The sequence below is a fragment of the Streptomyces sp. G-G2 genome (assembly GCF_030063135.1).
GTDB lineage: Bacteria > Actinomycetota > Actinomycetes > Streptomycetales > Streptomycetaceae > Streptomyces.
This window is the reverse complement of record NZ_JASISO010000018.1, coordinates 29,623-53,226: the sequence shown is the minus strand read 5'-3', so window position 1 is coordinate 53,226 and position 23,604 is coordinate 29,623. Positions and strand designations below refer to the sequence as shown.

The window sequence follows — 23,604 nt, the reverse complement described above, 5'->3', positions numbered from 1 at the left end:
TCACCGGGAGCCGAATCCGCGGAATGTCCCCTCGGGTATCTACCGGGAACTCGCCCGGCATTTCACGAGTGAAACCCAACAGGTCGCGAACAGCCCCGACCCGAGGGCTGTGCGATGAATCCATTTGGAGAGCCGCGTTGAATCCGCCGAGTGACCTCGCATACGACTTCCGGCACATGCGCGAGCGGATGGCACGCAAGACGTCATCCTCCTGGTTCCGGGAAAAGCGCCAGGAGATAGAGGAGCTCGCCCGGTACGACCAGGACAGGGGGGCCGAGCGACTGGGCAGGCTGCTCGCCACCGCCCAGGAACGGGTGCCGCGGTACCGTGCACTGCGCGGCCGGGAGCAGGTGGGGCTGAGCGACTTCCCGCTGCCCGCAAGAGCGATCTCCGCGAACATTTCGTCGACTCCATCAGCCGTGATGCGACCGGCCTGATGGAGCCTGGTCGCCTCTTCCTCACCCAGACCAGCGGCAGCACCGGCCAGCCGGTCGCCCTGCTCTCCACCGCGGAAACCGGCGGCCTGTCGAACGACGTGATCCGGGAGCGCTTCAGCGCCTACCTCGGTCTCCCGGAAAGCGGTACGACCCTCAACGTGGGACTGCTCTTCGGGGGCACGCCGCTACTCGAGCCGGTGATGCTGCCGCGCCCCTACCTCAAGTGCAACCTCGGCGGCTTCGACCCTGATTCGCCCGGGATCGTCGCCGACTACGAGGCCGTGGTGGGCCGATTCCCGGTCGACCTGGTCACCGGGTCGTCGAGCCGGGTGATCGCATTGGCCCCATGCTGACGACGGGGCTGTCGAACAGCTCGGCCAACTGAGCCCAGTGGGTGGCGCTTCGGATTCCCTGGGCGGCCTCCCGTTCACGGCGCTCCTCGCACGCCTGACGCGCGGGTCTGGCGCGTCGATCAGTCCGGGCGGTGGTGGGCATGGGCCTCGGCGGCGGCCCTGAGGTGGTTCAGCCAACTTTCGAGTCCTTGGCGGAGGATGGCGCTCGCGGTGGGGACGTCGGCGTCGACCTGAGGACCGGTGTGGGTCTCCTCGGTACTCACCCGGACTCCGCCTCGGGTCTCGGTGAAGGTCCACACGTGGACGCCGTCGATGTGCAGTCCCTCGCCGATCGCGGGGCCCGTCCAGCGGATGCAGGTGTGATGGCCGAGCTGCTCGACGGTCGAGGTGATCTCCAGGCCGGTGGCCGGAGTCGGGTTGGGGGGTAACGGGGTTGCCCACCGGAAGGCCGAACCCTCATGGAGGGGGCCGCTGCCGAGACGTTCCGCTGCCGTCACGGGAGCCTGCCAGGACGGCCAGCGCTCGACGTCGGCCTGCAGGTTCCAGACCGTGCGTAGCGGCGCGTTGATGAGGATCTGGGCCCGGTGCCGGACGCGGGCATCGGGGTCGACGCCGGCCCCGCGGCAGGTGAGGAGCTTGGCGGGGCGCATCGGGGGCCGGGGCGGGAGGGCAGGGTCCGTCCGGCGGATCAGGCCAGGCGCAGGTCGATCCAGGGCACGGTGTCGCCCTCGCGCAGCAGATAGCGTTCGAGCTCGACGAAGCCGTGCCGCTCGGCGAAGCGCAGCCCGTCCGGGTTGGAGGCCAGCACCACGGTCTCGATTACCTGGGCGTCCAGTGCGCGGGCCTGGCCCAGGGCGCGTTCGTGGAGCCGGGTGCCGAAGCCTCGGCGGCGGTACTGGGGCAGGACACGGGCGATGACCGTGGCGGTGGCGCCGTTGTCGCCGGTGGGCGGGCGCACGGTGGTGCAGCCGGCCAGAACGCCGCCGAGGTAGGCGGCCTCCATGCGGTTTCGGCCAGTACGGGCACGTACGTCGTCGAGGGACAGTACGTCACCGGGGATGATCAGGTTGTGGACGTACTGCCAGTCGCAGATCGAGGCGTCGTCGTCCACCGCCCGGATGCGGAGTTCGGTCATCGGCCCAGCAAACCGGTGCGCGCCGTGGCACGTCAACCGCGATCGCTGTGTGGGGAATTGCCGCTGCCAGCGCCCGGGGCGACGGCGCGACCCGCTCGCCCCGCGCGGCTGCGCGCGCTCGCCGAGCCGGCCGTGCGGCGGGCCGCGACACTGGTCCCGGAGTGGCCGGAGCAGCTGTCCGTGATCGGGGTGTGGTGGGTGGAGCCGTACGACGGGCAGCGGAGTCGGGTGCGCCGGCGGGTACGGGCGATCCGCTCCCGCTTGGGCGGCCGGGCTCTCCTTGCCGAGCGGATCCGTGTTCGGCAGATACCTGTTCGGCGGATCCGCGTTCGCCGGGGCCAGGCTGGTCCGGTCGGCCCCGGCGAACCGGCTCACTTGGACTGTGTGGAGACGCTCACACCGCTGAAGTCCTGCGCGGCGGCGAGGCTGAAGTAGACCCAGCCGGAGGGAGGGCTGTCGATCGTCAGGGTCTCGCCGTTGCCTGCGTTGGTGGACTTCACCTGGTAGCTGCTGGTGGTGGCCCAGCTGCTACCGCCGTAGTACAGGTCGGCGTTGCCGGTACCGCCGCTGCTGGTGATGGTCAGTTGCTTGACGCCGGTCGGCAGGTACACGAAGTGGTAGCTGTAGTTGCCGGTGGCGGCCGCGAGGTTGTCCCGGCGGCAGTTCTTGTCGAACTGGCGGGGGTCGCTGATGGTGCAGAGCGGGGTGGACGAGGCCTCCGGCAGGGGGCCGCAGTCGCTGGTCGCGCAGGTGGTCGTCAGCCAGGTGGCGAAGCCGGCGTCGTAGCTGGTGCCGATCGTCTGCTTCAGGAAGGTGCGGGCACCGTTCCAGTCACCGGTGCGGTACTTGCCGAGCACGGTCTCTACGTCGGCGGGGTGCGCCTGGAGCATGTAGCGGACCGCGAGGAAGCCCCAACGGTAGATCCGGTTGGAGTTGACGTCGGGGTCCGCGTCCTGGCTGTAGACGGTGTCGAACAGGTCGCTGAGCTTGTAGGTCTTCTTCCCCGCCTCGCCGATCGCGGCGGCGTTGCGCTCGCCCCGGTAGCCGTACGAGATGTTCTCGGCGATGCCCTCGACCCACCAGATGGTCGGGGTGGTCATGCCGGCCTCGAAGTCGCCGGCCATGTTGTAGCGGCCGTCGAGGTAGTGGGTGTACTCGTGGTTGAGGTTCCAGATCTGGAAGTCGGGGCGCAGCCAGTCGGCCTCGTGGGCGATGAAGCGGGCCTGGTTGCCGGCGGCGGCCGGGTTGCCCTCCTCGTACATGCCGCCGTTGTCGACGTCGATGTTGTAGATGGCCCAGGCGTACAGCGAGTACTGGGTGTGGTCGTCGAAGACGACGACCTCGAGGTTGGAGTTCACGTCACCGGGGATCGAGCCCTTGTCGCCGATGACCCGGTGGAAGTAGGCGTCCTGGCCGACCAGGCTGGTACAGGTACCCGCCAGCTGTCCGGGGGACATGTCCTGGGCGCGGATCTTCAGGCCCGGGGTGCACGTGTGCTGGATCGGCAGGATCGCCGGGAGCACACGGTCGCCCAGGTCGCAGATGGCGTAGGCCGCGCAGTTGTTCCTGTCGTACTGGCGCGTGTACCAGCCCAGGTTCATGGTGATCGGCGCGGTGGGGCCGACGTTCGGGTAGCGGTTGATCAGGTCCTTCAGCAGCGGCCGGACCCGGTCCTTGAGCTCGGGTACGTCGAGGGCGTAGCCGAGGTAGCGGCCGACGTTGCTGACGACGTCCAGGCGGTTCAGCTGCGCGCCGTTGCGCGTGATGAAGCCGGCCCAGGTGTCGAGGATGGTGGGGTCGGCCTTGAGGGCGGCCCGCCAGCCGCGGTCGTCGTTCTTGGCCTTGAATCCGTTCTCGACGACCCATTCGACGTGCTGCATGGCGAGGTTCATCTGGCCGGGCCAGGTGCCGTCGTAGCTACCGAGCATCCACTTGACGACGCCGGCGTACCGGCCGGCCGCGTGGGTGCTGTCGATCAGCGTCACGACCTCGTTGAAGATCTCGCCGTTGGCGTCGGTGACGTCCTTGCTGCGCGGGGAGGCGAAGAAGGCGTCCAGTGCGCCGCGCGCCGCGCTGTCCAGCGCCGTGCCGTAATCACCGACGACGTCCGCGTTGTTGTCCTGCACGTAGTAGCCGGCGCGCAGGAACAGCACCAACTGCCCTATCGCGGCACTGTTGTTGCCCGAGTAGCTGGTGGAGGTGTCGTGCAGCGCGTTGGCGACGGTGACCATCTGGGCCTCACCGAAGGCCTTCCGCGCGTTCTCCCCGGTGAGGTTGAACAGCGGGTAGGTGCAGGCGATCCGGGGTAGTGACCTGAGCTGCTGGACCAACGCGCTGCCCGTGGCGTTGATCACGCCGGAGATGTCGCCGCACTCGTCCCCGGCGGCGGCCGAGGACTGCTTGCCGGCCTTGACGGTCGGGGCGGGCGCCGGGGCGGACTCCTCGGCACTGTCCTGCGAGGAGATCCGGAAGCCGGAGCCGTTGCTCATGGCGGCGGGCGACTTGGGGACCGGGATCGACCGCGGTGCCGAGGCCGCGGTTCCCCGTGTGTTCGCACCGGCCGGGGTCGTGACGCCGACGGAGGCGGCTTGGCTCTGAGGAGTGAGCAGGCCGAACGCGATGAAGACGGCTGCGCCGAGTGCAGGAAGTCTGCGCGCGGTGGCCGTGGATATCCGGAAGGAATGACGCATCTGTGGGGGCCTCCGGGGCCGTTGTGGCCGCGTGCTGGGGACACGGGCAGTTGATGTGTGACATGTAAAATTTCACATGTCGCATCGCGCCGGAAGGGTTTTGGCCAGATTACCGACGGCCGCGACGGAAACGTTGCCAACCGCCGATTCCGGATCCCCGCCAACCACCCGCATCGGCCGCGAAGTTGGGGACTCCCCGACGCCTCGGCGTCCACCCCCACGTCGCGGACGGTCGGGTCCGACGACCGGCCACGGCCCGGGATTGCCGGGGCGGCGCCGCCCACCTCATCGCCGTCCTGGCGGGGACCCGGACCCGCCGGTGCCCATCCCCGCCAGGGGCAGGCTGCGCGGTGGGGCTCGATCCATACTCGGACCCATGAACGGAACAGTGCGGCTCGGGGACTTCCTGCGGACAAGGCGCTCCCAGCTGCTGCCCGAGGAGGTCGGCGTGCCCACCTACGGGGAGCGGCGGCGCGTGCCGGGCCTTCGGCGCGAGGAGCTGGCGCTGCTGGCAGGGGTGAGCGCCTCCTACTACACCCGGCTGGAACAGGGGCACTCCCTGAACGCTTCGCCGCAGGTGCTGGACGCGATCGCCCGGGCCCTGCGGCTGGAGGAGACGGAGCGCCTGCACCTGCACAACCTGGCCCGGCCGGACAAGGGCCCGGCCCGAGGCCGGCGGCCTGCCCCGGAGCGGGTGGCGGAGGCTACCGGCCAGCTGCTGGAGGCGCTGGCCCACGTTCCGGTGATCGTGACCGGCCGCCGCAGTGACGTCCTGGCGTGGAACCGGCTGGGCCACGCGCTGTTCGCCGGACACCTGGATCCGGGCGCCGCTGACCGACCGGCGGAGCGACCCAACATGGCCCGACTGGTGTTCCTCGACGCGCACACCCGTGACCTGTACGCGGACTGGCCGACCAAGGCCCGGGCCGTGGTGGGGAATCTGCGCCTGGTGGCAGGCGGGCATCCGGACGACACCGCGCTGCACGCTCTCGTGGGTGAACTGAGCGCGAAGAGCACGGAGTTCGCCTCGATGTGGGCCGACCACCGCGTCAAGGCATGCGCTGTCGCCACCTACGAGATGCGCCATCCGCTGCTCGGCCCGCTGACCGTCACTCAGCAGACCTTGGGCCAAGGCGCAGACCAGAACATCGTGGTCGCCACCACGGAGGCCGGCTCGCCCTCGCGGACCGCGCTGGCCCTCCTCGCCCAGGTCAGCCCGCAGGACGAACCGGCGCGACCGGGAGCCCTGACCGACGCCGGCTGATCCGACGCACCACGCCCTGACCGAAGCCTCCCGTAACCCCGTGCGTCGGCGTACCGCTGCCGCATGCCCGAAAACAGTGAGGGATCCATGTTCAAGAACAGGTTGTCCAAGAACAAGATGTCCAAGACGGCCATGTCAGCCGCCGTCCTGACCGCGGCTGTCGTCGCCACGGCCGGCCCCGGCGTCGCGTCGGCCGTCTCCGCCCCACTGAGCTGCGCGCGCATCGCCGGGCACTTCGACCTGGCCCGGCACCAGACGCCTGAGAACATCGCCCTGGCTCCCGATGGCAGCGCGTACGTCACCTTCGCCGCCGCCCGGCAGGTCGCCCGCATCGACCCCACGGGAGCCACCCGGATCCTGGCCACCCTGCCCGCACCCGCCGACGGCGGCATCCATACTCCCGTCCTGGGCTTCGCCCTGACCACCGGGATCGTCCGCGCGCATGACGGCACGCTGTACTTCCTGTACGCCACCGGCACCGCCGATCTGACCGGCCTGTGGCGGCTGCGCCCGGGCGGCGAACCGCAGCGCATCGCCGCGCTGCCCGCGGCCGGCCTACCCAACGGCCTGGCGCTGGATCCCCGGACCCACACCCTCTACGTCACCGACTCCGTCCTCGGCACCATCTCGAGCGTGCCCACCGCGGGCGGCACCCCCCGTACTTGGTCCAACGCCCCCGAACTGGCCTCCACCGGATTCCTCGGGGCCAACGGGCTGAAGGTCCGGGGCGGGGCGCTGTGGGCCACCAACCTCGACCGGGGCACCCTCCTGCGCGTCCCCGTCCTGCGGGGAGGGAACGCCGGCGCGGCCGAGACCCGGGCCACCGGTTTGGCCGGGATCGACGGCTTCGCCTTCACCGGCCAGGGCGACCAGATCCTGGCCGCCCTCAATGGCCCCAGCGAAGTCGCCCTCATCCAGACCGACGGCACCCACTCCATCGTCCTGACCGCCGCCGACGGGCTGCAGAACCCCACGTCCATCGCCCTGCGCGGCGACACCGCCTACGTCCTGAGCGCGGCCTACGTCACGGCCAAGGACCCCAACCTCCTCGTCGCCCACGTGAACAAGTAGCACGGGGTCGGCCGCGGTGCACACCAGGGGAAGGCGGATACAGGTACAGGTGCACAGACGGCCGGCGCCTGGCCGACCTGGTCGAAGGTCCAGGTCCGGGGAGAGCCCGGCGAGTTCAACCCCGGCCTCGACCTGCTCCGGCGAGGGATCGTCGGCAGATCGGCCACCGAGGGTCAGCCGTGCGAGTTCTCGGACGTCGGCGGTGTGCCGCCCACCTGGGCCGTTCGCGGCACGTGCCGCGAATGGCCCAGGCTCCGGGCACCGGGCGGGACGCCAGTCGGAGAAGATGTCATGGTCGCTGCCAGACACATCTTTTTGCGAAACGTGTGGAGACACCATGTCCCATCGAGGGCGCTGGCTTGCGGGCGCCTGCGTGAGTACGGCCGCTGCCATCCTGGTCGCCACCGGGGGCACCCTCGCCACACCGCCGCATGAGACCTCCGGCAGCGGCGCCGCAGACGAGGTCGCGGTGGGTGCCTACCTCCACTACGGCTCGCCCGGCGTCACGAGGATGCAGGAACTCTCACGCTGGCTCGGGGGTACCGAGCTGCGCGCCGGGCACACCTACCTGCCGGGCGACACCTGGTCCAGCATCGAGGGGGCACCCGATTCCCTGCGCAGCTGGGCACGGTGGCGCGGGGAGAGAGCCGATCGGCTGTTCGTCCTGAACGTGCCCATGCTGGCGGGCAACGAGGCCCGCGTCCCCGACAGCCGGGTCGCCGAGCTGCTCCGCTCCGGTGCGCGGGGCGCGTACGACCACCACTTCAACCGGCTGGCCAAGCGGCTGGTCGGCCTCGAGGTGCCGGACACGGTGATCGTGCTCGGCTGGGAGATGAACGGCTTCGACTACACCCACCGGTGCCGGCCCGACCCCGAGAGCTGGAAGAGGTACTGGCGGCGCATCGTGTCCGCCATGCGCTCGGTGAAGGGGCAGCGGTTCCGTTTCGACTTCGCTCCCAACCGCGGCGGTGACGCGATCGCCTGGACCACGTGCTATCCCGGCGACGACGTGGTCGATGTCGTGGGCATGGACTCCTACGACCAGCCGCCCGGTGAGACCTTCGACGACTACGTCACTCAGCCCTACGGCCTCCGGCATCAGGTCGACTTCGCGAGGGCGCACGGCAAGCGGATCTCGTACCCCGAGTGGGGGCTGTTCCGGAACGGCGACAACCCCGACTACATGGGGAACATGCTGGCATGGATCGCCGAGCACAAGCCGCTCTACCACAGCATCACCGACTACTGCCCGCACGGCGTGTGGCAGTGCGGGCAGAACCCGCGCTCCGCCCAGGTGTTCCGGGATTTCCTGTCCGCGAGGCACGACCGCGGTCTGCCTTCTGTCTTCGACCGTGGGGGTAGCGGCACGGTGGGACACCGCGGCATCGCGTACGGAGCGGCGCAGCTGCCCGATGGGTACGTGGTTCCTGGACGGCGTAGTCAAAACCTGCGACGCCGGCACCGGCGCCCGCACCGGCGAGTGAGTCCCTAGACCCGCGGCGGTGAGACTACCGCCGGACCACCGCCGGACGCGGTCTGCCTGTCGCGCCGCCCCTCAGTCGCGCTCGGGCCGCAGGTCCAGCATCGCGAGGAGCGAGGCCAGGTCGTCGGGGCTGGTGGTACGGGACACGACCACATCCTGGGCGTTGCGCTCGCGACGGTCCGCTGCGCCCGAAGCACCGGCGGAGCCGTCCCGGCACCGCCGCCGCGCCGTGCCACGCGGTTCGGCCCCACCCACACGGCCGGTGCCCGAGCGGTGCTCGGAGGCGGTCGGGCAGCTGGCCGACGTGTCCGCACCACGGCGTCGCCGGGCGCTGCGGGCGAGGACGGCCAGGGTTTCCGTGACGAAGCGGGGCGTGCGTCTGCCATGTGGTGCTCCTCGTCGTTGAGGTCGGGTCCTGACCGGCGGCGGTCAGGGGGGTCGGGACCCGACCCGTATGGTGCGCGATCCGGTCACGCGGTCCATCCATAGGGATGCAGCCCGCGAAGCCGGGTGCGGCAGCGGGTCGGTCGGCCGTCAGCGTGCGCCGGGGAGAGCGGCTGCGACCGCCTTGGCGCGGTCGGCGGTATGCGCCGCGAGCGTGCGGGCCGGACGGCGGACCGCCTTCACCGGGTGCCGGTGGTCGAGCGCGTGCCGGGAGCGGTAGGCGAGCGAGGGCTTGCCGTGGGTGTCCGCGGCGGCGATGAGGAGCCCTCCCAGGGCGGATAGGTCGGTCAGGAAGTGAGCGCGCTGTCGTGCGCGCTCCTCCGGGTCCTCCACCGTCCAGTAGGCGTGTGCGGCGAGGGAGGTCGGTACCAGCGAGGCGGCGAGCGTGAGCGCGGCCAGGCGTGGGGCACGCCCCGTCGCGAGCAGCAGACCGGCCGCGGCCTGGATCGTGCCGGTGACGCGTACCAGGCGCAGCGGATCTCCGGCGAGGGCCGGGACACGTTCCCCGACCGCCCGGACGACGGGTTGGAGGACTTCCGCGACGGCGTCGGGACGGCGCAGGGTGCGCAGTCCGCCGGTGACGAACGGGGCGGCGAGCAGGGGGCGGGCGAGCTTTCGAAGGACAGCCATGTCCCGCTGCTGCCCAGACCCGGCCCGTCCATCCGGCCCGCGCCGTGTCCGTCTGCCGCCTCCCGGGCGAGTGCACCGGCGGAACGCGGGCGGGGACGTGCGCCCGCTCCGCCACGGGGGCCAGCCGTGGGCGGCGCATCGCTCGCGCACCGCCGTGCCGCCCTCGATTCCCTCCGTAAACGCTCATGCCGCCGACCCCCGCGGTGGCGAAGACCGGGACGTGAACGCCGACGTTGTCGCCCCCGCTGCGGATAGCGGACTCTGGCAGGAAGGTGGCGCCGAAGGCAGCCGCCGCCGCCACGGCCAAGATCGCCAGGAAGCCCAGGTACCGAGCCGGAGCGATCCGGCGCGCCGAACCCTTGTGCCCGGCACCCCGTCGCACGTTTCCAGGAGCTCGTCGACACGCAGCGCGAGCCCGGAGGGTCATTGGCGATCTGGCGCCACGGGGCGTGGAGGCGCTCGACCTTGAGATCCGGCAGTCCGGCGACGTGGTCCAGGCGGCGCAGGGTGCTCGCGTTCAAGCTCTCGATCGCGTTGGTCGTTCAAGCGGCTCTACCTCGCTACCCTCGCCCTCGATCCCACCGGCCGGGGCCGCCAGCGCTGGAGGGCAGTTGTAGGCGGGCCACCGACGTGAGCGGGGGCGGAAGGGTGTGTGCGCTGAGCCCGCCTCCGGGCGGGTGTCAGCGGCTGTGGTGCCGGGTGCTCTGCTGGCGCGGGATACGTGTCAGCCGGGGCGCCGTGGAGCGGTGGCGGCCGGGAAGGGGATTGCGCCGCGCCGCAGCACTGGGGGCGACGGCCAAGAGAGCGACGGCTACGAGGACCGCGACGAGGATGAGCACGGCAACGAGGTTCATGTTCCTGCCTTCCGGTCGGGTACGGACTACCTGTAGCTACATCATGTAGCCAAAAACCCAGCCCATAAACACGGTGAGTGAGAATGGCTGGGGAGCATGGGCAATGAGGCCGGAGGAACCGCTCGCGATTGGCCGCTCGTGATTGGCCGCTCGCCGGGACGGCAGACGGGAAGCCGACCGGCAGATCACCGGGCCGCGCCGATGGCTCCCCGGGCAGCCGGGCAGCCGGGCAGCCGGGGACCCCCCTGAGGAGCGGTAACAGGGGCGCTGCGGCGCCGCGTCACCACACGGGGGCGGCGGCCAGGGGACTGGATGACGTCGCTGGTTTCGCCGCCCCGGGCAGGCAGTGCTCGTGTCCGCCCGGCGAGGCCCGGCCGCCGTTGGTGGGTCAGGGCAGCAGGCTGGGGCAGGCGAAGTATTCCGGTGCGGCCCGCGGGGCCGCCCCGCCGAGTGGGTTCAGAGGACGCGGAGGTCGTGGGTGAAGCCGGCCGTGTCGTCCAGTCCGAACGCCGTGTATTGCAGTACGAAGCCGTGCAGCAACGCCATCACCACGCGCGCTCCGCGATCGGGATCCAGTTCGGTCGGCACACTGCCCGCCCGCTGGCCGTCGCGGAGCGCGTCCGCGATGCGTTTGCGCACGCGCTCGAAGCCCGCTCCGGCCTGCTCTCGTAGCCCTTGGTGCCGAAGCAACTCGCCCCACGCCTGGACGGCACAACGCAGAAGCTCGTCGACCGGGACGGCCTGCCCCGTCCCGTCGGCGGTGAGGCCACGGCTCACCGGGTCGACTGCCGCCGCCACCAGATCGGCGACCGCCACATCGCCGCCCGCGTTGATGAGGCGCTCGACGGGATCGAACATCACGCGAAAGGCGTCGCCGGCGATTTCGAGGATGATCTCCTCCTTGCCGGCGAAGTAGCGGTAGGGGGCTCCCACCGAAACGCCCGCTTCGGCGGCGATGTCGGGCATCGAGGTCTGGTGGAAGCCGTCCCGCGAGAAGCAGCGACGGGCCGCCGCCACGATCTGCGCCCGGTTCGCCGCCCGGCGTTCGGCAGTAATGCGTGGCACCGGTCACGCCCCTCTCCGTAAATGAACGTCCATTCACCTTGACCGTGGGAACGCCTGCCGTCACCGTAAAGGTGAATGTCCGTTCACGGAAGCAGCCTGCGAGGAGGAGGAGTACAGCTATGACGGATCTGAAGCTCAAGGTGGGCGTCTACCGGTATGAGCACACCGAGGCGCTGTTCTACGGGCGGGTCGCGATCGGCGGCGTCGACGCCACCCTGGAGACCTCGCCGCTGATCTCCGACGTCTTCCACCGCATGGCCAAGGGCGAACTGGACCGCCGAGTTCGGGCTGACCTACTTCCTGCGCACCTTCGACCAGGACGACTCACCCTTCCTGGCCCTGCCGATCTTCCCGAACCGCAGCTTTCGCCACTCGGCGCTGTTCGTCAACGTCGACAGCGGGATCGAGAAGCCGCAGGACCTCGCGGGCAAGACCGTCGGAGAGTTCGCGCTATGGGGCCACGACCCGGGTGTCTGGATGAAGGGCGTCCTGGCCGAGGAGTACGGCGTCACGCCTGATCGGATGCGTTGGGTGATCGGCGGCACCAATCACCCGATCCCCGCTTTCGACTGGATTCCCCAACCCGTCCCGGACGGCATCGAAATCCGCCGCACCGAGGGTGACCAGACCCTGAGCGCCATGCTCGAGGCGGGTGAGATCGATGCCCTGCTGTCGGTTGACGTCCCGCAGCCCCTCATCGACGGCTCGACGAAGAAGATCCGACGGCTGTTCGTGGACTACGAATCGGTCGAGCGCGACTACTACCGCCGCACCGGCATCTTCCCGATGATGCACATCGTCGCCATCCGCCGTGACCTTGCCCAAGTGCCCGGTCTGGCGCAGTCCGTGTACCGCGCGTTCAACCAGGCCAAGGACATCGTGCAGGAACGGTTCCGGGCTGGTGCGGCCAAGCAGCACATGGCAGTGATCACCCCCTGGTTCAGCGAACTGTTCGCGGCGAACCGCGCGCTGCTCGGCGAGGACTGGTGGCCCTACGGCCTCGACGCCAACCGCAAGGCGGTCGACACCTTCCTGCGCTACCACCACGAGCAGGGCCTGTCCAAGCGACTGCTCACCTCCGAGGACGTCTTCGTCCCCGGCCCGGCCGGCACCGTTTAGGCCGGGCCGGTCCCCTCTCACGGCATGGGGGCCCGGCCGGACGGAGGAGAGGATTGGAGGCCGCAATGGCAGCGGCAGAGCAGGGGAACCTCAGTCCGCAGTTCGGCCTGCAGGCGGTGGATGCGGGTCGCCGCACGCCTGTCCCGACGGACCACATCATCTGAGAAGCGGAGTGAATCGGGCCAGATCATCTGAGACCGGGACCAGGTCACCTGCGACGGACAGGCACGACGAGGGGGCGCCGCGCATTTCCTTCCGGTCGATGGGACACGCTTGTTGGCACCGAATGGTCACGCTTCTCGCCACCAACCGCGAGTCCCCAGTGCGGTCTTCCCCACGAAATGGTCTCGTGAGGTGATCGGCCCCGGGGGTCCCGCGAGTTGCGACGAGTCCTGCGGCCTCCGGCGGCCGTACTGTCGAACCCGTTACGGAAGAGGACTTCTGATGCGCAGCGTGACCTATTCGATGGGCGTCTCACTTGACGGCTACATCGTCGGGCCGGACGGCGGCTTCAACTGGACCGCGCCCGACGAGGAGGTCTTTCGCTTCGTCACCGAAGGGATGCGCGAGGTCGGCGTCCACCTGCTGGGACGACGACTGTACGAGGCGATGCTGTACTGGGAGACCGCCGACCAGGATCCATCGCTCGACGACTCGATGCTCGAGTGGGCCGCGATCTGGAAGCCGCTCCCCAAGGTGGTGTTCTCCACCACCCTGCCGACGGTGCAGGGCAATGCCCGCCTGGCCTCCGGCGGCCTGAAGGAGGAGATCGAGCGGTTGCGAGCCGAGCCGGGGGAAGGCGAGCGGGGGGAAGGCGACATCGCGATCGGCGGCGCGACTCTCGCCGCCGAGGCGGCCTCGTTGGACCTGATCGACGAGTACCGGGCCAGGGTCTACCCGGTGCTGGTTGGCGGTGGCATTCCGTTCTTTCCCCAGCACGAGCGCCGGGTGGATCTCGAACTCGTCGAGACCCGCACCTTCAGCTCGGGAGTCGTCTACCTCCACTACCGCGTGGCGCGCTAGGGCCGTGACCGGAAAGGTGCACGGGGCCGCGGCGCCCGGCACGGCACAAGGCGTATTGAGCGGGGACCGTTCTCAGTTCAGACCACGCGGTGGGTTTGGAGACTGCGGAGCCACAGGATGGCGCCGGGTCGGTGGAGTCCGGCGAAGGGGGCCAGTGGTGTCCCATGCGGCTCACTGGGCGGCTTCCGACGGCTCGTACCAGAGGCTCGTCATCGGGGAGCGCATGGTCCAGCCCAGCGAGGAGTAGAGCGCCCGACCCTCGGGCGTGCCCACCAGGAGGCCAGTCCTTGCACCGGCCTCGTACGCGGTGCTCTGTAGCGTGCGCATCACCAGGCCCCCGAGGCCTTTGCGCCGGTGCTCGACGGCGGTCTCGACCTGGTCGACCATGGCATGGGCGCCTACCTGGGCGACTTGTCCACGGGCGGCGAAGTGCCCGGCGCGCGTGCGGACCAGCACTCGACTGACGCCACCCCGGGTCCAACTGGTGAGCGTGTAACCGGCCGGCACCTCAGGGCGCACGGGTACTAGTGCCGCGTCAGGCAACGTTTGTCCGTCGAGAAGCGGCGTCCGGTGCGTGCTCTCGGTGTGCCGGCCGGAAGCCCTTGTACTGGACGTACGTGGGCTTTCGGCCGGTGCGGCGAGAGTGCGTGCGGGGTGTCGCGACGGAGCGAACGCTGCCTGACGCGGCACTAGGTGGCAGGACATCAGAAAGCCGGGACTGTCGCACCGCCAGCCCGGCCCGACCCACGGCAGGACCGCCTGCTCCTCGGCGAACAGCTTCAGCCACGTCCCCGGCGCGCTCGTCGCGGCGACGATCTTGCGCACATCACCTTCGGAGGGCTCCGGCAGGACGTGCCGGGCGACGTGCTTGGGCTGCCCGACGTCGATCGTCCATCCCCACGGCTCGTCGATCGGGTCCGAGCTGCCGCGCGAGACGACCCAGCCGTCGATCCATATCCGCACGAGCTCACTGATCCTGGTGTCCGGCATCGCCGACCGCCCCCTGAATGGTAATAGGTGATAGCGCTCCAGGGACCTTACGTGATGGGGGTGGGATGTGCCATAGGAGTAGACCGCTCGACCAAAGGGCCGCAGGACCATGGTGCGGGCCCGTTCGTTCTTGGTCGCGCATGGGCACTGTTGGGGGACGCGAGCCGCGCGGGAGCGTTCGGGGGGCGTCGGTCCAGGACGTGGCGAGGTGGAGCTCGCGGTCGACGAGAGCGTGACCGCGGGCGGTGGCGTGGACGGCGAACTCGGCCAGTTGCCCGGCGCGTCACGGCGCGCGCACTCCACTCCGCGCTCGCCTCGTACTGGGCCGCATCAGTCGGCCGCGCTCAGATCTCGGGCAGACCGAAAGCGGCGCGGTCAGCATCGACCAGGGCGCCGAGCAGCGCGATGGTAGCGGCGCTGAGCTCCTGGAAGGGGAGGTCGGAGGGCGCCTCGTTCTCGAATGCGTTCCGGACGGTTCGCGCGAGCAACTCGGCCCGCTGCTCCGGACCACCCGCCGGGGCCGAGCCCTCGGCGCGCAGGAAGCCTTCGAAGGTCGCTTGATAGGCGTAGCCGATCTCGTCCACCTTCAGGTCGTCGCGGAGCAGGCCGTGTTCGGCGAGCAGCGCGAGGTAGCCGCGCGCCACCGCGGCGTGCCGGTCGTCGCGGGCCGGGTCGGGCGAGCCGGTCAACTTGCCGAGCAGGTGGGGGTCGCCCAGGAGTAGCCCGCGCAGCAGTGGACGGTCCACGACCGCCAGGAAGTACACGCGGGCGAAGTTGTGCAGCAGGCAGGTTTGCGGGTCCCGCTGGAGCGCCTGCCGCAGCGCGTCCATCGCCCGGAGCACCTCACGTGCGAAGACCGCGGCGCCTCCATCGAGGCGGCGGCGCGCGGCGCGAACGGGCTCTACAGCGTGCAGTCCGCGAACGAAAACGAACTCGACCAGGGCATGAACGTCGCGGATGCCGCGAAGGCCGCAGGCACCCGGCACCTGGTGTTCTCGTCCGTCGGCGGCGCGGAGAGCCAGAACCGCTTCTACCGGAAGCAGGGGTGGGGGCAACAAGTGGCAGATCGAGGAGCACATCCGCGCGCTGGGCATACCCGCGACGATTCTGCGTCCGGCGGTGTTCATGGAGGACTTCACCAGCCCCGCGCGGTTCTTCCAGAACGGCTCACTGAACGTCCCCTGGCACGACGACCTGGTCATGCCGCTGATCGCCATCGACGACATCGGCGCATTCGCCGCCTTGGCCTTCGGCAATCCGGACGCCTACCTGGGCAGGGCGATCGCGATCGCCGGCGACCGGCTCACCGCCCCGCAGATCACCGAAGCCCTCAGCGCGGCCGCCGGACGTCCCGTCCCGCACACCCAGATCCCGCTCGACATCCTGTGGGAGCACCATCCTGAGGTTGCGAAGGTCTACACCTGGGCGAACTCCACCTTCTACGCCAGCGACCCCGCCCCGCTGCGCCAGGCCCACCCCGGTGTCATGGACTTCCGTACCTGGCTCAGCCGATCCGGCAAGGCCCGTCTCGCGGCGCGACTGGACGCCGCCGCGGGCTGACAGGGCGGCTCGCCAGGGGCGGCGCATTCGACGCGGAAGGCTCACGTGTCGGGGCGAGGTCGATGCACGCGGCAACCGGGTCCGGCCGAACGAAGTCGCCGACGGGTCCCGCGTATGCGGTCACGCCGGGTTCCCGAACACTCCAGCCGAGCGCCCAGCCACCTCGGCACGGTCTCACCGTCGACTGATCCCCGTCTCTCCATGACGGCCCGTGCCGCCTGCCGGCACGGTTCGCCTCAGTTCTCTATCAGAAGTTCGTAGGGATTTCCCTCCGGAGTGAAGATGAGGACGAAGTCCTTTCCGATCCCGACGGCCACCTCCCGCAGGCGGGCCAGGACGTCCGCCTCGTTGGGAAGGTCGAGGCCAAGAGCAACGGCGGCGCGGTCTCGCAGGAAATGGGCCGTTTCATCCTGTTCGCGAATGGCGGCGATCAACGATTTCATGGGGCGGTACCTTACGGTGCACCGGTTGACGAGATTCATGGGCTGCGGCCTCGACCTCCTCGGGGTTTGCGCGGACCGACGCCTTGCGCGCGTTCCCGGCGGACGCCGCCCGCAGGGTCCGTGCCGCCGCCGTGCTCAACCCGTGCCTCGCCGAGTGGTGACGCCGACATGATCCCGACCCAGGTCATCGCCAGCACGACGTACCACGACGGCACCACTGGCGGGTTCGGCGCTCAACCGCGCAGCTGCGCGTTGAGCCGGGCGGCCTGTCGCGTGAGGTGGTCGCGTTCGGGGATGTTGGGTGCTGATCGGGCGGCTTGGGCGTAGAGCCGCGCTGCGGTCACTGGATCACCATCACGCTCGTGCAGGTATGCGGCGACGGCGGCGTGCCGGGGCAAGGAGGGGTCGAGCCCTGCCAGGGCGGCCAGGCCGGCCCGCGGGCCGTCGGCCTCGCCCACCGCGACAGCCCGGTTGAGGCGGACCACCGGGCTGTCGGTGAGTCGCACCAGTTCGTCGTACCACTCCACGATCTGCACCCAATCGGTCTCCTCGGCCGTCCGGGCGTCGGCATGGAGCGCGGCGATGGCCGCCTGGGCCTGGAATTCGCCCAGGAGGTCGCGGGCGAGGGCGCTCTGGAGCATCTCGACGCCCTCGGTGATCAGTTGGGTGTTCCACAGGCCGCGGTCCTGCTCAGCCAGCGGCACGAGCCTTCCGTCGGGGCCGGTCCGTGCCGGGCGCCGTGCGTGGTGGAGCAGCATGAGCGCCAGCAGGCCCGCGACCTCCTCATGGCTGGTCCTGGCCGCCACTTGGCGAGTGAGTCGGATCGCCTCGGCGGCGAGGTCGACATTGCCGGAGTAGCCCTCGTTGAAGACCAGGTAGAGCACGCGCAGCACCCTGGCGACGTCGCCGGGCTGGTCGAACCGGACACCGGAGACGATCCGCTTGGCCCTGCTGATGCGCTGGGCCATGGTCGCCTCCGGCACGAGGTAGGCCTGCGCGATCTGCCGTGTGGTCAGACCGCCGACCGCGCGCAGGGTGAGCGCGACGGCCGAGGCCGGAGTCAGGGACGGGTGCGCGCACAGAAAGTACAGCTGAAGCGTGTCGTCCACCGCGTCGCCCGGGCCGGGCACCGGCTCGGCCTCGACCCGCTCCTCTCGCCGCCGCCGGGAGGTATCGGCGCGGACCGCGTCGAGGAACTTGCGCCAGGCCACCGTGACCAGCCAGCCCTTGGGGTCCCGCGGCGAGTCGTCCGGCCACCCGCGCACGGCCTCGACCAGGGCGTCCTGCACCGCGTCCTCGGCCGCCGCGAAATCGGCTCCGCGACGGACGAGAACACCGATCACCGCGGGCACCAGCTCCCGGAGCAGCGACTCGTTCACTCGGTGGCCGTGGGCTGCACGCCGTAGAACGGGCGCACCTCGAGCCACTCGTGGATCGGCTTCCCGCCCGCACCCGGAGCCGCGGACAGCTCGCCGGCCAGCTCCAGCGCGCGCTCGTAGGTCTCGACGTCGATCACCATCCAGCCGGCGATCAGGTCCTTGGTCTCCGCGAACGGGCCGTCGGTGACCGGCGGCCGCCCCTCGCCGTCGTAGCGGACGAACGTGCCCTCCGGGGAGAGCGCCTGACTGTCGACGAACTCGCCGGTGCCCACGAGCCGAGCGGCGAAGTCCCGCATGTACTGCAGGTGGGCCGAAACCTCCTCCGGCTCCCACTGGTCCATCGGCGCGCAGTTGACCGATGCCGGCGCGCCCCGGTAGTGCTTGAGCAGCAGGTACTTGGCCATCATGTTCTCCTTGGTGAGGTACGGCCCCTTGTGGCCGTGTCCGCTCCTGGGACGGAGCCGGACGCGGGTTCTCGACATCCCATCGCGAAATATTCTGGCGGACTTCAAAGATTCCGCGCTTCGGCCGGCTCGCGCTCGTCAGCGCTCACCCCCCTGTGCCGACCAGGTGCCGACCACGATGTGCGGCTGCGGTGGTAGGTGTACGCGGACGAGCATTTCACGGTGGGCCGCTCCGGGCGGGGTGGCCCACCGTGCGGGCCCAGCAGTGTCGAAGGTCCTGAAGCACGAGGTGCGACCCCGAGTGGATGACAACCGGAGGCGCGGACCGGCTGACCGAGCAGTTGCACGAGCTGGCAACGGATGCGGACGTCGGCGTCCGCGACGAAGCCCGACGGATCCTCGCAACGTTGCGGCCGCGCGAGGAATGGGCCCAAGGGTCCGCCGAGGACACCCCCTGACCTGCGAACGGGTAACCAAACGGGCAGGCACCTCCGAGCTGCCGCGGACCGACGAGAGCTGCCGATCGGCCTGCGCCCAGGCGAGCGATGCCGGGGGCGCGGGTCATCCGCACGACAGCCTTCTGAAGTGGCCCCCGCCCATTGCGGGGCGGGTCTCCCGTGAGGGCGGGACGTCGTCCCAGCACGGGACCAGTGCGGGGCTGCGCGATTCGACCAGGGTCAGTCGGCCGGACACCGGCGGCGGGAAGCGGTCTGCGAACAGTTCGGCGGCCGCGGCGATCTGCGTGCGGGCGAAGGTGGCGGCCGGGCACCTGCGCGGTCCGAGGCCGAACGGCAGGAACCAGTGCGGCGCCGGCGTCGTCTGCCATCGGCTCGGGGTGTAGTCGTCGGGCCGGGCCCAGGCCCGCCCGTCCCGGTGGATGAGCCAGGGGCTGACGAGGACAAGGTCTCCCGCGGCGAAGGGGAAGGCCCGGCGCGGCTCCATGATCCGCCGGGCGATCATGAAGCTCGGCGGGTACATCCTGAGGACTTCGTCAAGGGCCGGGCGCGTGCACTGGGAGGCGGCACCCAGGGAGACGGCGCTCAGGACGGCAGCCGTCGTGCTGCCCCAGCCCGCAAGGATCATGGCGCGGAGCTCCTCGGCGATGCGGGGCGTGGTCCAGCCCTCGTCGCGCAGGTGCCGGGTGAACCCGGAGTGCGAGGCCTCGACCAGCGCGTGGACGAAGGACGCGAGGTCGTCCTCGGTGCCACCTGGGCCGTGCCCGGCCGGCCCGGCCGGCCGTTCCAGCCGGGCCCAGCTCGTCCGTACGAGCTCCCGGAGCCGTCCGCCGTCCACAGAGCCCGGCTCCTGCCCGGTGAGCTGGGCGAGCAGGGAGGCGGACAGGGCTTCGGTCAGCGTCCCCGGCCCCGGCGGCGACTCCCGCCCGCGCAGCGCCGCGTCAAGGTGTACGGCCAACAGGTGCTGCCGCCGGGCCTCCCGTCCCATGGCGGTGACGAGCCGGCGTTTGACGCTGCGCACCTGGTCGGCCTGCAGGACGCCGACGCCGCCCAGCAGCCGTTGGGAGTGCGCGGGCCGCGACTTCTGCCCGGCGGACGAGGTCAGCAGGGCGCGCGCGGTGGGCAGGTCCGAGACGAGCCAGCCGGTCTCGCCGCCGAAGGCGCACGGTGACACCGGTCCTGCGGACGCCGTGCCGTGAGCCCTGATCGCGTCGAAGAGGTCGGGCCGCTGCGCCAGCGACAGGCCCGGGAACCGGTCGCCGGGGCTCACCCGGGCTCGACCATCGGCCGGCCGGGTGAACCGCCTGCCTTGAAGCGCAGCAGCGTCCGGGCACTGGGTTCCTTGATGGCGGGGCCGCGGTGCAGGGCGGCGTAGTTGTCGAAGACGAGCACTCGGGAGGGGGCGACCACCGCCTCGTACCAGCGCGTCGCGCCGTCCACCGCGCGCTCCAGCGACCGGCAGGCGAGGGACACCGCGGGCGGACCGCCGCCGATCACCTCGTCCAGCGCGGGGCGGAACCAGCGCGGTACGGCGCCCCGCACCGGAGCGCGGAGCTGCGCCAGCCCGGGGTAGCGCAGGCGCCAGGCGACGTCGTGGTCCCGCAGGACGCCCAGCACCTCAGCCGCACCGGGCCATGCCGCGTCGACCTCGTCCCACGGCAGCACGCCGGTCGCGGGTTCGTGCAGGGCGGGGTCCGCACACAACAGGCCGAGGATCGTCCACCGATTGGGCGTGGCCCAGGGGGTGCTGTCGGTGTGCCAGTTCTGCTCATAGCGGTCGGCCCCGCCGGTCGGCACCTCGGAGACCGAGCCGCCGAGCGTGGGGTCGGCCGGGTGGTCGACGTGCCCGAGCAGGGCGCCGGCGGCCGACACCACGGCGAGCGTCCACCGGGGTTCGGAGAAGCTCAGCGTGACGCTGCGCGCGGATCCGGCCAGCGCCGCGCGCAGCGAGGCGGTGAAGTCCGGGTACTGCTCGTCGCCCCGGCGCAGCTCGTCGAGTCGACCCGAGCGGCGGGTGGCGACCAGCCCCTCCGCAAGCTGTGACGGTACCCGTGCGGGCCAGTCGTCCAGCGTCCGCGCCCAGCGGGCGGGAACGGGCAGGTCCGGAACGGGTAGAGCGGGCATCTCAGTTCACGGCCCCTTGACCGAAGTGCCGGGACAGGAGCGCGCGGACCTGTTCGATGCTCTGCGTACTGGCCTGCTCGGTGACGAACACGTCCAGGTCCTCGTGGTGGGTGACCTCGCCCCAGGCCCCGTCGAACGCCTGTGACATCCCGGTCAGCACGCTGAGCCCGAAGGAGGGGTACGCCGAGTCCATGGCGTGCGCGAGGAAGAACGCGAGACTCCGCTGACGCGTGGTGTAGGGGTCGCGCTCCCGGTAGTTCTCCAGGCTGAAACTCGGGTGGCAGGCGTCGAGCAGGAGCTTCGGGGCCTTCCACACGGGCATCACCACGCGGTGCCTGCCCACGGTGCGGACCGGGTAGGAGAGCGGGCGCCGGCCGTTCATCACCATGAACATGGCCTCGGCCAGCAGATCCTCGCGATTGTATCCGAATGCCAGATCGCGCAGTCCGTGCTGGTCGGCGAGTTTCCGCGCCGTGCGCAGGATGAGGAAGGTTCCGAAGAAGTGCAGTGCCTCGTGTGTGAAGGTGTCGCTGAAGTCCTTGTAGAGTTCGTCCATCGACGTTCTGACCCCGAGGAGTTCTGCTATGTCTTCGGGTCGTAGTACACGGTGGCTGATTCCGAGGTCCTGGCACAGCACTCCGGCCCGGACCGCGGCCTCCGGAGAGAAGACGGCGCCGAATACCAGGGTAAAGGCTGTGAGCCGGTCCTGCGGAATGGAGTTGGCCAGCCCATAGGCCAGCGCGTTGCTGTCACCACCCCCGGATATTCCGAATACGCAGCCGGCGGCGGAGATCGCGTATTTCTCCTCGAATTCGGCCACCTGCGAGGCGACGATGCTCCGGGCCTCTCCCTGCCCCACCGTCGCGTGGACTTCGCGCGCCGTTCCGTCCAGCGCCGTGCGCACCGACCGGAAGCCGATCCCCGCGCCCGGCGGGCCGACGGGCCCCACGGGTTCCCGGTCGGCGGGCAGCACCGTGGGGAACAGCGTGTTGCGGATGGCCCGTACGAGCAGCCGTTCGGCGTCCTCGGGGAGGTCGTCCAGCCGTGTTGTCAGGGGAACGGGCGTCGCGGTGGCCCCTCTGACGACATAGGGCTGGAACATGGTCTCCGGGAGGCGGTTCGCGGCGAGCAGCTCGCCGATCGTCAGGTCCGCCAGCCCCAGGGTGCGGGTGCCGAGTACGTCCTCAAGATGGATGGGCAGCTGTTGCGACACGCATCCGCTCCTTTGTCCGGGGTCAGACCTGGGCGGTGAGAGCGGAGGTGCAGAGGACGAATTCGACGCCCTCGGCGGTCATCCGGTCCATTCCGAGGGAGGGCAGCGTGGTGAACACGATGTCTTCCGCCCGCAGGTTGTCTTCGGTTTCTGTGCGATCAATGAGTTCCACGAACATTGATGCCTCCTGGAGATGGTGGGCGGTACGGCTGTGCGCGAGCCGAGGCTCACCGTAGCACCGAATTCCGGGGATCATCGCGGTAGAAATTAGCTGGTTCCGTCTTTAGCGCGTCCAGCGGGGCGCATGTTCCCCAGGGATATTCGAGTAGCCGAGAGGGGGCGGTGGGTTTCTGGGAAATTCCGGGCGGGAATTTCCGGCGATTTACGGGCGCCAAGTCGGCAGGTTCCCGCGGCAGGCAGGCGTCCGGCGAGGAGATCCGCGAGGAGACCGGGCCCGGCTCCGCCCGGGGATTGCGCCACGATCACGCGGCGGTCGCGGCCGCGGCGAGGCCTTCGCTCGGCTGCGCCACGGGTGGCGATGCCGAAGTCGGCCCGACGCGGAGACGGACGGGCACCGCCGCATGGGGCGTGCTGCCCATTCCATGCGGTCGGCCCCGTCACTGATCAGGCGTGGCGGTCGGGCTTGATGATCTTCTGGATCCAGTCCGCATAGGCGGGAACGCTGCTGTAGAGCCCCGGCCCCGCAGAGCACGCGACGCCCGGGGCACCGGGCCCCGAGGTGACTCCGACCAGCTCCCACCGCCCGTTCCTGCCCTTTTGCAGTTGCGGTCCGCCGGAGTCACCGAAGCAGGCCATGGCCTGGGGTACGCGGCTGACGGTGCACAGCCGGGTGCGGTCGGCGTAACCGGGGGCGCACTCGGCTGTGGCACCCCTGCGGGTTTCGAGCTGCTGCAGGCGTTCCGCGAACGTGAACTCCGTGTCGGAGGTGGTACCGAAGCCGAGGATCCTGGTCGGGGTACCCGGTCGCCCCGCCCCCTTCGCGAGCGGGACGGGCGTCTCCGCCACAGGGCGGTCGAGGCGGACCAGCGCCATGTCGTCCTTGTTCGCGCCCCCCTTGTAACTGTTCACGTAGCCGGGGTGGACGACGATCCGGTCGATGGCCCGGACGGTGCCCCCGGACTTCCGTTGGTCACTGCCGACGCGGACGGTGCCGTCGAGCACGAGGGCCTCGCCCCGCACGCAGTGGGCCGCTGTCAGCACCCACTGCGGATCGATCAGCGAGGCTCCGCAGGTCCCGTCGAGGAGTCCCTGCGACGGGGCCGACTCCGGGATCGTCGCCATGAACGGGTAACGCCCGGTGACGTCGTCCCCGTTGACGATCGCCCCGGCGCTGCCGGTCATCAGGGTGCCGCACACCGCAGCCGCGAGAGCACTGACGGCAGTGACGCGCGCCACGCGGCCACGTACCGACTTCACGCTGAACATAGGGGTTCCTTTCTTCGAAAAT

26 protein-coding genes and 1 pseudogene are annotated in these 23,604 nt (G+C 70.4%); 10 read left to right on the top strand and 17 right to left on the bottom strand.

The window, feature by feature from the left end; genetic code table 11:
- Positions 1-137 precede the first annotated feature (137 nt).
- Positions 138-437 (top strand): hypothetical protein, encoded by a 300-nt coding sequence (locus QMF80_RS16370; RefSeq protein ID WP_283453859.1) that lies wholly within the window; start codon positions 138-140, stop codon positions 435-437.
- Positions 437-790, top strand: a complete 354-nt coding sequence (locus tag QMF80_RS16365; RefSeq protein WP_283453857.1) for a hypothetical protein — start codon at positions 437-439, stop codon at positions 788-790. The genes QMF80_RS16370 and QMF80_RS16365 overlap by 1 nt, the downstream gene beginning before the upstream one ends.
- A 119-nt stretch (positions 791-909) precedes the next feature.
- On the opposite strand, the gene QMF80_RS16360 is transcribed toward QMF80_RS16365, so the two are convergent.
- From QMF80_RS16360 to QMF80_RS16350, 3 genes are all read right to left on the bottom strand, one after another.
- Entirely contained in the window at positions 910-1,482 is a 573-nt protein-coding gene (locus tag QMF80_RS16360; RefSeq protein ID WP_502962865.1) for an SRPBCC family protein, read from the bottom strand.
- Positions 1,479-1,925: a GNAT family N-acetyltransferase gene (locus QMF80_RS16355; RefSeq protein ID WP_283453854.1), complete on the bottom strand. Its 447-nt coding sequence runs from the start codon at positions 1,923-1,925 to the stop codon at positions 1,479-1,481. Before QMF80_RS16355 ends, QMF80_RS16360 begins: the two co-directional genes overlap by 4 nt.
- A 371-nt stretch (positions 1,926-2,296) precedes the next feature.
- On the bottom strand, positions 2,297-4,615 hold the full coding sequence (locus QMF80_RS16350; protein ID WP_283453852.1) for a M9 family metallopeptidase: 2,319 nt from the start codon (positions 4,613-4,615) through the stop codon (positions 2,297-2,299).
- A gap of 376 nt (positions 4,616-4,991) precedes the next feature.
- Between QMF80_RS16350 and QMF80_RS16345 the strand changes: the two genes are divergently transcribed.
- From QMF80_RS16345 to QMF80_RS16335, 3 genes are all read left to right on the top strand, one after another.
- Complete coding sequence (locus QMF80_RS16345; protein ID WP_283453850.1) at positions 4,992-5,879, top strand: helix-turn-helix domain-containing protein; 888 nt, start codon at positions 4,992-4,994, stop codon at positions 5,877-5,879.
- Between the two features lie 63 nt (positions 5,880-5,942).
- Positions 5,943-6,950: an SMP-30/gluconolactonase/LRE family protein gene (locus QMF80_RS16340; RefSeq protein WP_283453849.1), complete on the top strand. Its 1,008-nt coding sequence runs from the start codon at positions 5,943-5,945 to the stop codon at positions 6,948-6,950.
- 337 nt (positions 6,951-7,287) lie between these two features.
- Positions 7,288-8,442 (top strand): glycosyl hydrolase, encoded by a 1,155-nt coding sequence (locus QMF80_RS16335; protein WP_283453847.1) that lies wholly within the window; start codon positions 7,288-7,290, stop codon positions 8,440-8,442.
- 63 nt (positions 8,443-8,505) lie between these two features.
- Here the strand turns inward: QMF80_RS16335 and QMF80_RS16330 are convergent, their stop codons facing one another.
- From QMF80_RS16330 to QMF80_RS16315, 4 genes are all read right to left on the bottom strand, one after another.
- The gene (locus QMF80_RS16330) at positions 8,506-8,688 is read right to left on the bottom strand and encodes a hypothetical protein (RefSeq protein ID WP_283453845.1); all 183 of its coding nucleotides are present in this window, start codon (positions 8,686-8,688) and stop codon (positions 8,506-8,508) included.
- Positions 8,689-8,967: 279 nt separating this feature from the next.
- On the bottom strand, positions 8,968-9,507 hold the full coding sequence (locus QMF80_RS16325; RefSeq protein WP_283453843.1) for a DoxX family membrane protein: 540 nt from the start codon (positions 9,505-9,507) through the stop codon (positions 8,968-8,970).
- A gap of 680 nt (positions 9,508-10,187) precedes the next feature.
- Positions 10,188-10,361: a hypothetical protein gene (locus tag QMF80_RS16320; protein WP_283453841.1), complete on the bottom strand. Its 174-nt coding sequence runs from the start codon at positions 10,359-10,361 to the stop codon at positions 10,188-10,190.
- A 456-nt stretch (positions 10,362-10,817) separates the two neighbouring features.
- Positions 10,818-11,426 (bottom strand): TetR/AcrR family transcriptional regulator, encoded by a 609-nt coding sequence (locus tag QMF80_RS16315; RefSeq protein ID WP_283453839.1) that lies wholly within the window; start codon positions 11,424-11,426, stop codon positions 10,818-10,820.
- Positions 11,427-11,714: 288 nt separating this feature from the next.
- Between QMF80_RS16315 and QMF80_RS16310 the strand changes: the two genes are divergently transcribed.
- Together QMF80_RS16310 and QMF80_RS16305 are read left to right on the top strand one after the other, a co-directional pair.
- Entirely contained in the window at positions 11,715-12,545 is an 831-nt protein-coding gene (locus tag QMF80_RS16310; protein WP_349372212.1) for an ABC transporter substrate-binding protein, read from the top strand.
- 444 nt (positions 12,546-12,989) lie between these two features.
- A complete protein-coding gene (locus QMF80_RS16305; protein WP_283453837.1) occupies positions 12,990-13,568 on the top strand; it encodes a dihydrofolate reductase family protein in 579 nt (192 codons plus the stop codon).
- 171 nt (positions 13,569-13,739) lie between these two features.
- Here QMF80_RS16305 and QMF80_RS16300 read toward each other — a convergent pair whose 3' ends face one another.
- Together QMF80_RS16300 and QMF80_RS38330 are read right to left on the bottom strand one after the other, a co-directional pair.
- Entirely contained in the window at positions 13,740-14,558 is an 819-nt protein-coding gene (locus tag QMF80_RS16300; protein ID WP_283453835.1) for a GNAT family N-acetyltransferase, read from the bottom strand.
- A 344-nt stretch (positions 14,559-14,902) separates the two neighbouring features.
- Positions 14,903-15,388, bottom strand: coding sequence for a hypothetical protein (locus QMF80_RS38330; protein ID WP_502962858.1), 486 nt, complete (start codon positions 15,386-15,388; stop codon positions 14,903-14,905).
- Between QMF80_RS38330 and QMF80_RS38325 the strand changes: the two are divergent.
- Together QMF80_RS38325 and QMF80_RS16290 are read left to right on the top strand one after the other, a co-directional pair.
- Positions 15,335-15,523, top strand: a pseudogene (locus tag QMF80_RS38325) (hypothetical protein); the annotation flags it as partial. The gene QMF80_RS38330 and the pseudogene QMF80_RS38325 overlap by 54 nt on opposite strands.
- Complete coding sequence (locus tag QMF80_RS16290; protein WP_502962857.1) at positions 15,516-16,118, top strand: NmrA family NAD(P)-binding protein; 603 nt, start codon at positions 15,516-15,518, stop codon at positions 16,116-16,118. The pseudogene QMF80_RS38325 and the gene QMF80_RS16290, both read left to right, overlap by 8 nt.
- 236 nt (positions 16,119-16,354) lie before the next feature.
- On the opposite strand, the gene QMF80_RS16285 is transcribed toward QMF80_RS16290, so the two are convergent.
- The 3 genes from QMF80_RS16285 to QMF80_RS16275 form a co-directional block, all read right to left on the bottom strand.
- Positions 16,355-16,561: a hypothetical protein gene (locus QMF80_RS16285; RefSeq protein ID WP_283453833.1), complete on the bottom strand. Its 207-nt coding sequence runs from the start codon at positions 16,559-16,561 to the stop codon at positions 16,355-16,357.
- Between the two features lie 233 nt (positions 16,562-16,794).
- Complete coding sequence (locus QMF80_RS16280) at positions 16,795-17,940, bottom strand: RNA polymerase sigma factor (protein ID WP_283453831.1); 1,146 nt, start codon at positions 17,938-17,940, stop codon at positions 16,795-16,797.
- Positions 17,937-18,344: a YciI family protein gene (locus QMF80_RS16275; protein ID WP_283453990.1), complete on the bottom strand. Its 408-nt coding sequence runs from the start codon at positions 18,342-18,344 to the stop codon at positions 17,937-17,939. Before QMF80_RS16275 ends, QMF80_RS16280 begins: the two co-directional genes overlap by 4 nt.
- A gap of 305 nt (positions 18,345-18,649) precedes the next feature.
- Here QMF80_RS16275 and QMF80_RS16270 point away from each other — a divergent pair, with 305 nt between their 5' ends.
- Positions 18,650-18,802 carry a hypothetical protein gene (locus tag QMF80_RS16270; protein WP_283453829.1) on the top strand — a complete coding sequence of 51 codons (153 nt, stop codon included), beginning with the start codon at positions 18,650-18,652 and terminating at the stop codon, positions 18,800-18,802.
- Positions 18,803-18,905: 103 nt separating this feature from the next.
- Here QMF80_RS16270 and QMF80_RS16265 read toward each other — a convergent pair whose 3' ends face one another.
- The 5 genes from QMF80_RS16265 to QMF80_RS16245 all read right to left on the bottom strand — a co-directional run bounded on the left by QMF80_RS16265 (position 18,906) and on the right by QMF80_RS16245 (position 23,582).
- Positions 18,906-20,069, bottom strand: coding sequence for a cytochrome P450 (locus tag QMF80_RS16265; RefSeq protein WP_283453827.1), 1,164 nt, complete (start codon positions 20,067-20,069; stop codon positions 18,906-18,908).
- Positions 20,066-20,923 carry a TauD/TfdA dioxygenase family protein gene (locus QMF80_RS16260; protein WP_283453825.1) on the bottom strand — a complete coding sequence of 286 codons (858 nt, stop codon included), beginning with the start codon at positions 20,921-20,923 and terminating at the stop codon, positions 20,066-20,068. The genes QMF80_RS16265 and QMF80_RS16260 overlap by 4 nt, the downstream gene beginning before the upstream one ends.
- Position 20,924: 1 nt before the next feature.
- Positions 20,925-22,136 (bottom strand): adenine nucleotide alpha hydrolase family protein, encoded by a 1,212-nt coding sequence (locus tag QMF80_RS16255; protein ID WP_283453823.1) that lies wholly within the window; start codon positions 22,134-22,136, stop codon positions 20,925-20,927.
- 22 nt (positions 22,137-22,158) lie between these two features.
- Positions 22,159-22,314 carry a hypothetical protein gene (locus QMF80_RS16250; RefSeq protein WP_283453821.1) on the bottom strand — a complete coding sequence of 52 codons (156 nt, stop codon included), beginning with the start codon at positions 22,312-22,314 and terminating at the stop codon, positions 22,159-22,161.
- Positions 22,315-22,760: 446 nt separating this feature from the next.
- Positions 22,761-23,582, bottom strand: coding sequence for a S1 family peptidase (locus QMF80_RS16245; RefSeq protein WP_283453819.1), 822 nt, complete (start codon positions 23,580-23,582; stop codon positions 22,761-22,763).
- Positions 23,583-23,604 lie beyond the last annotated feature (22 nt).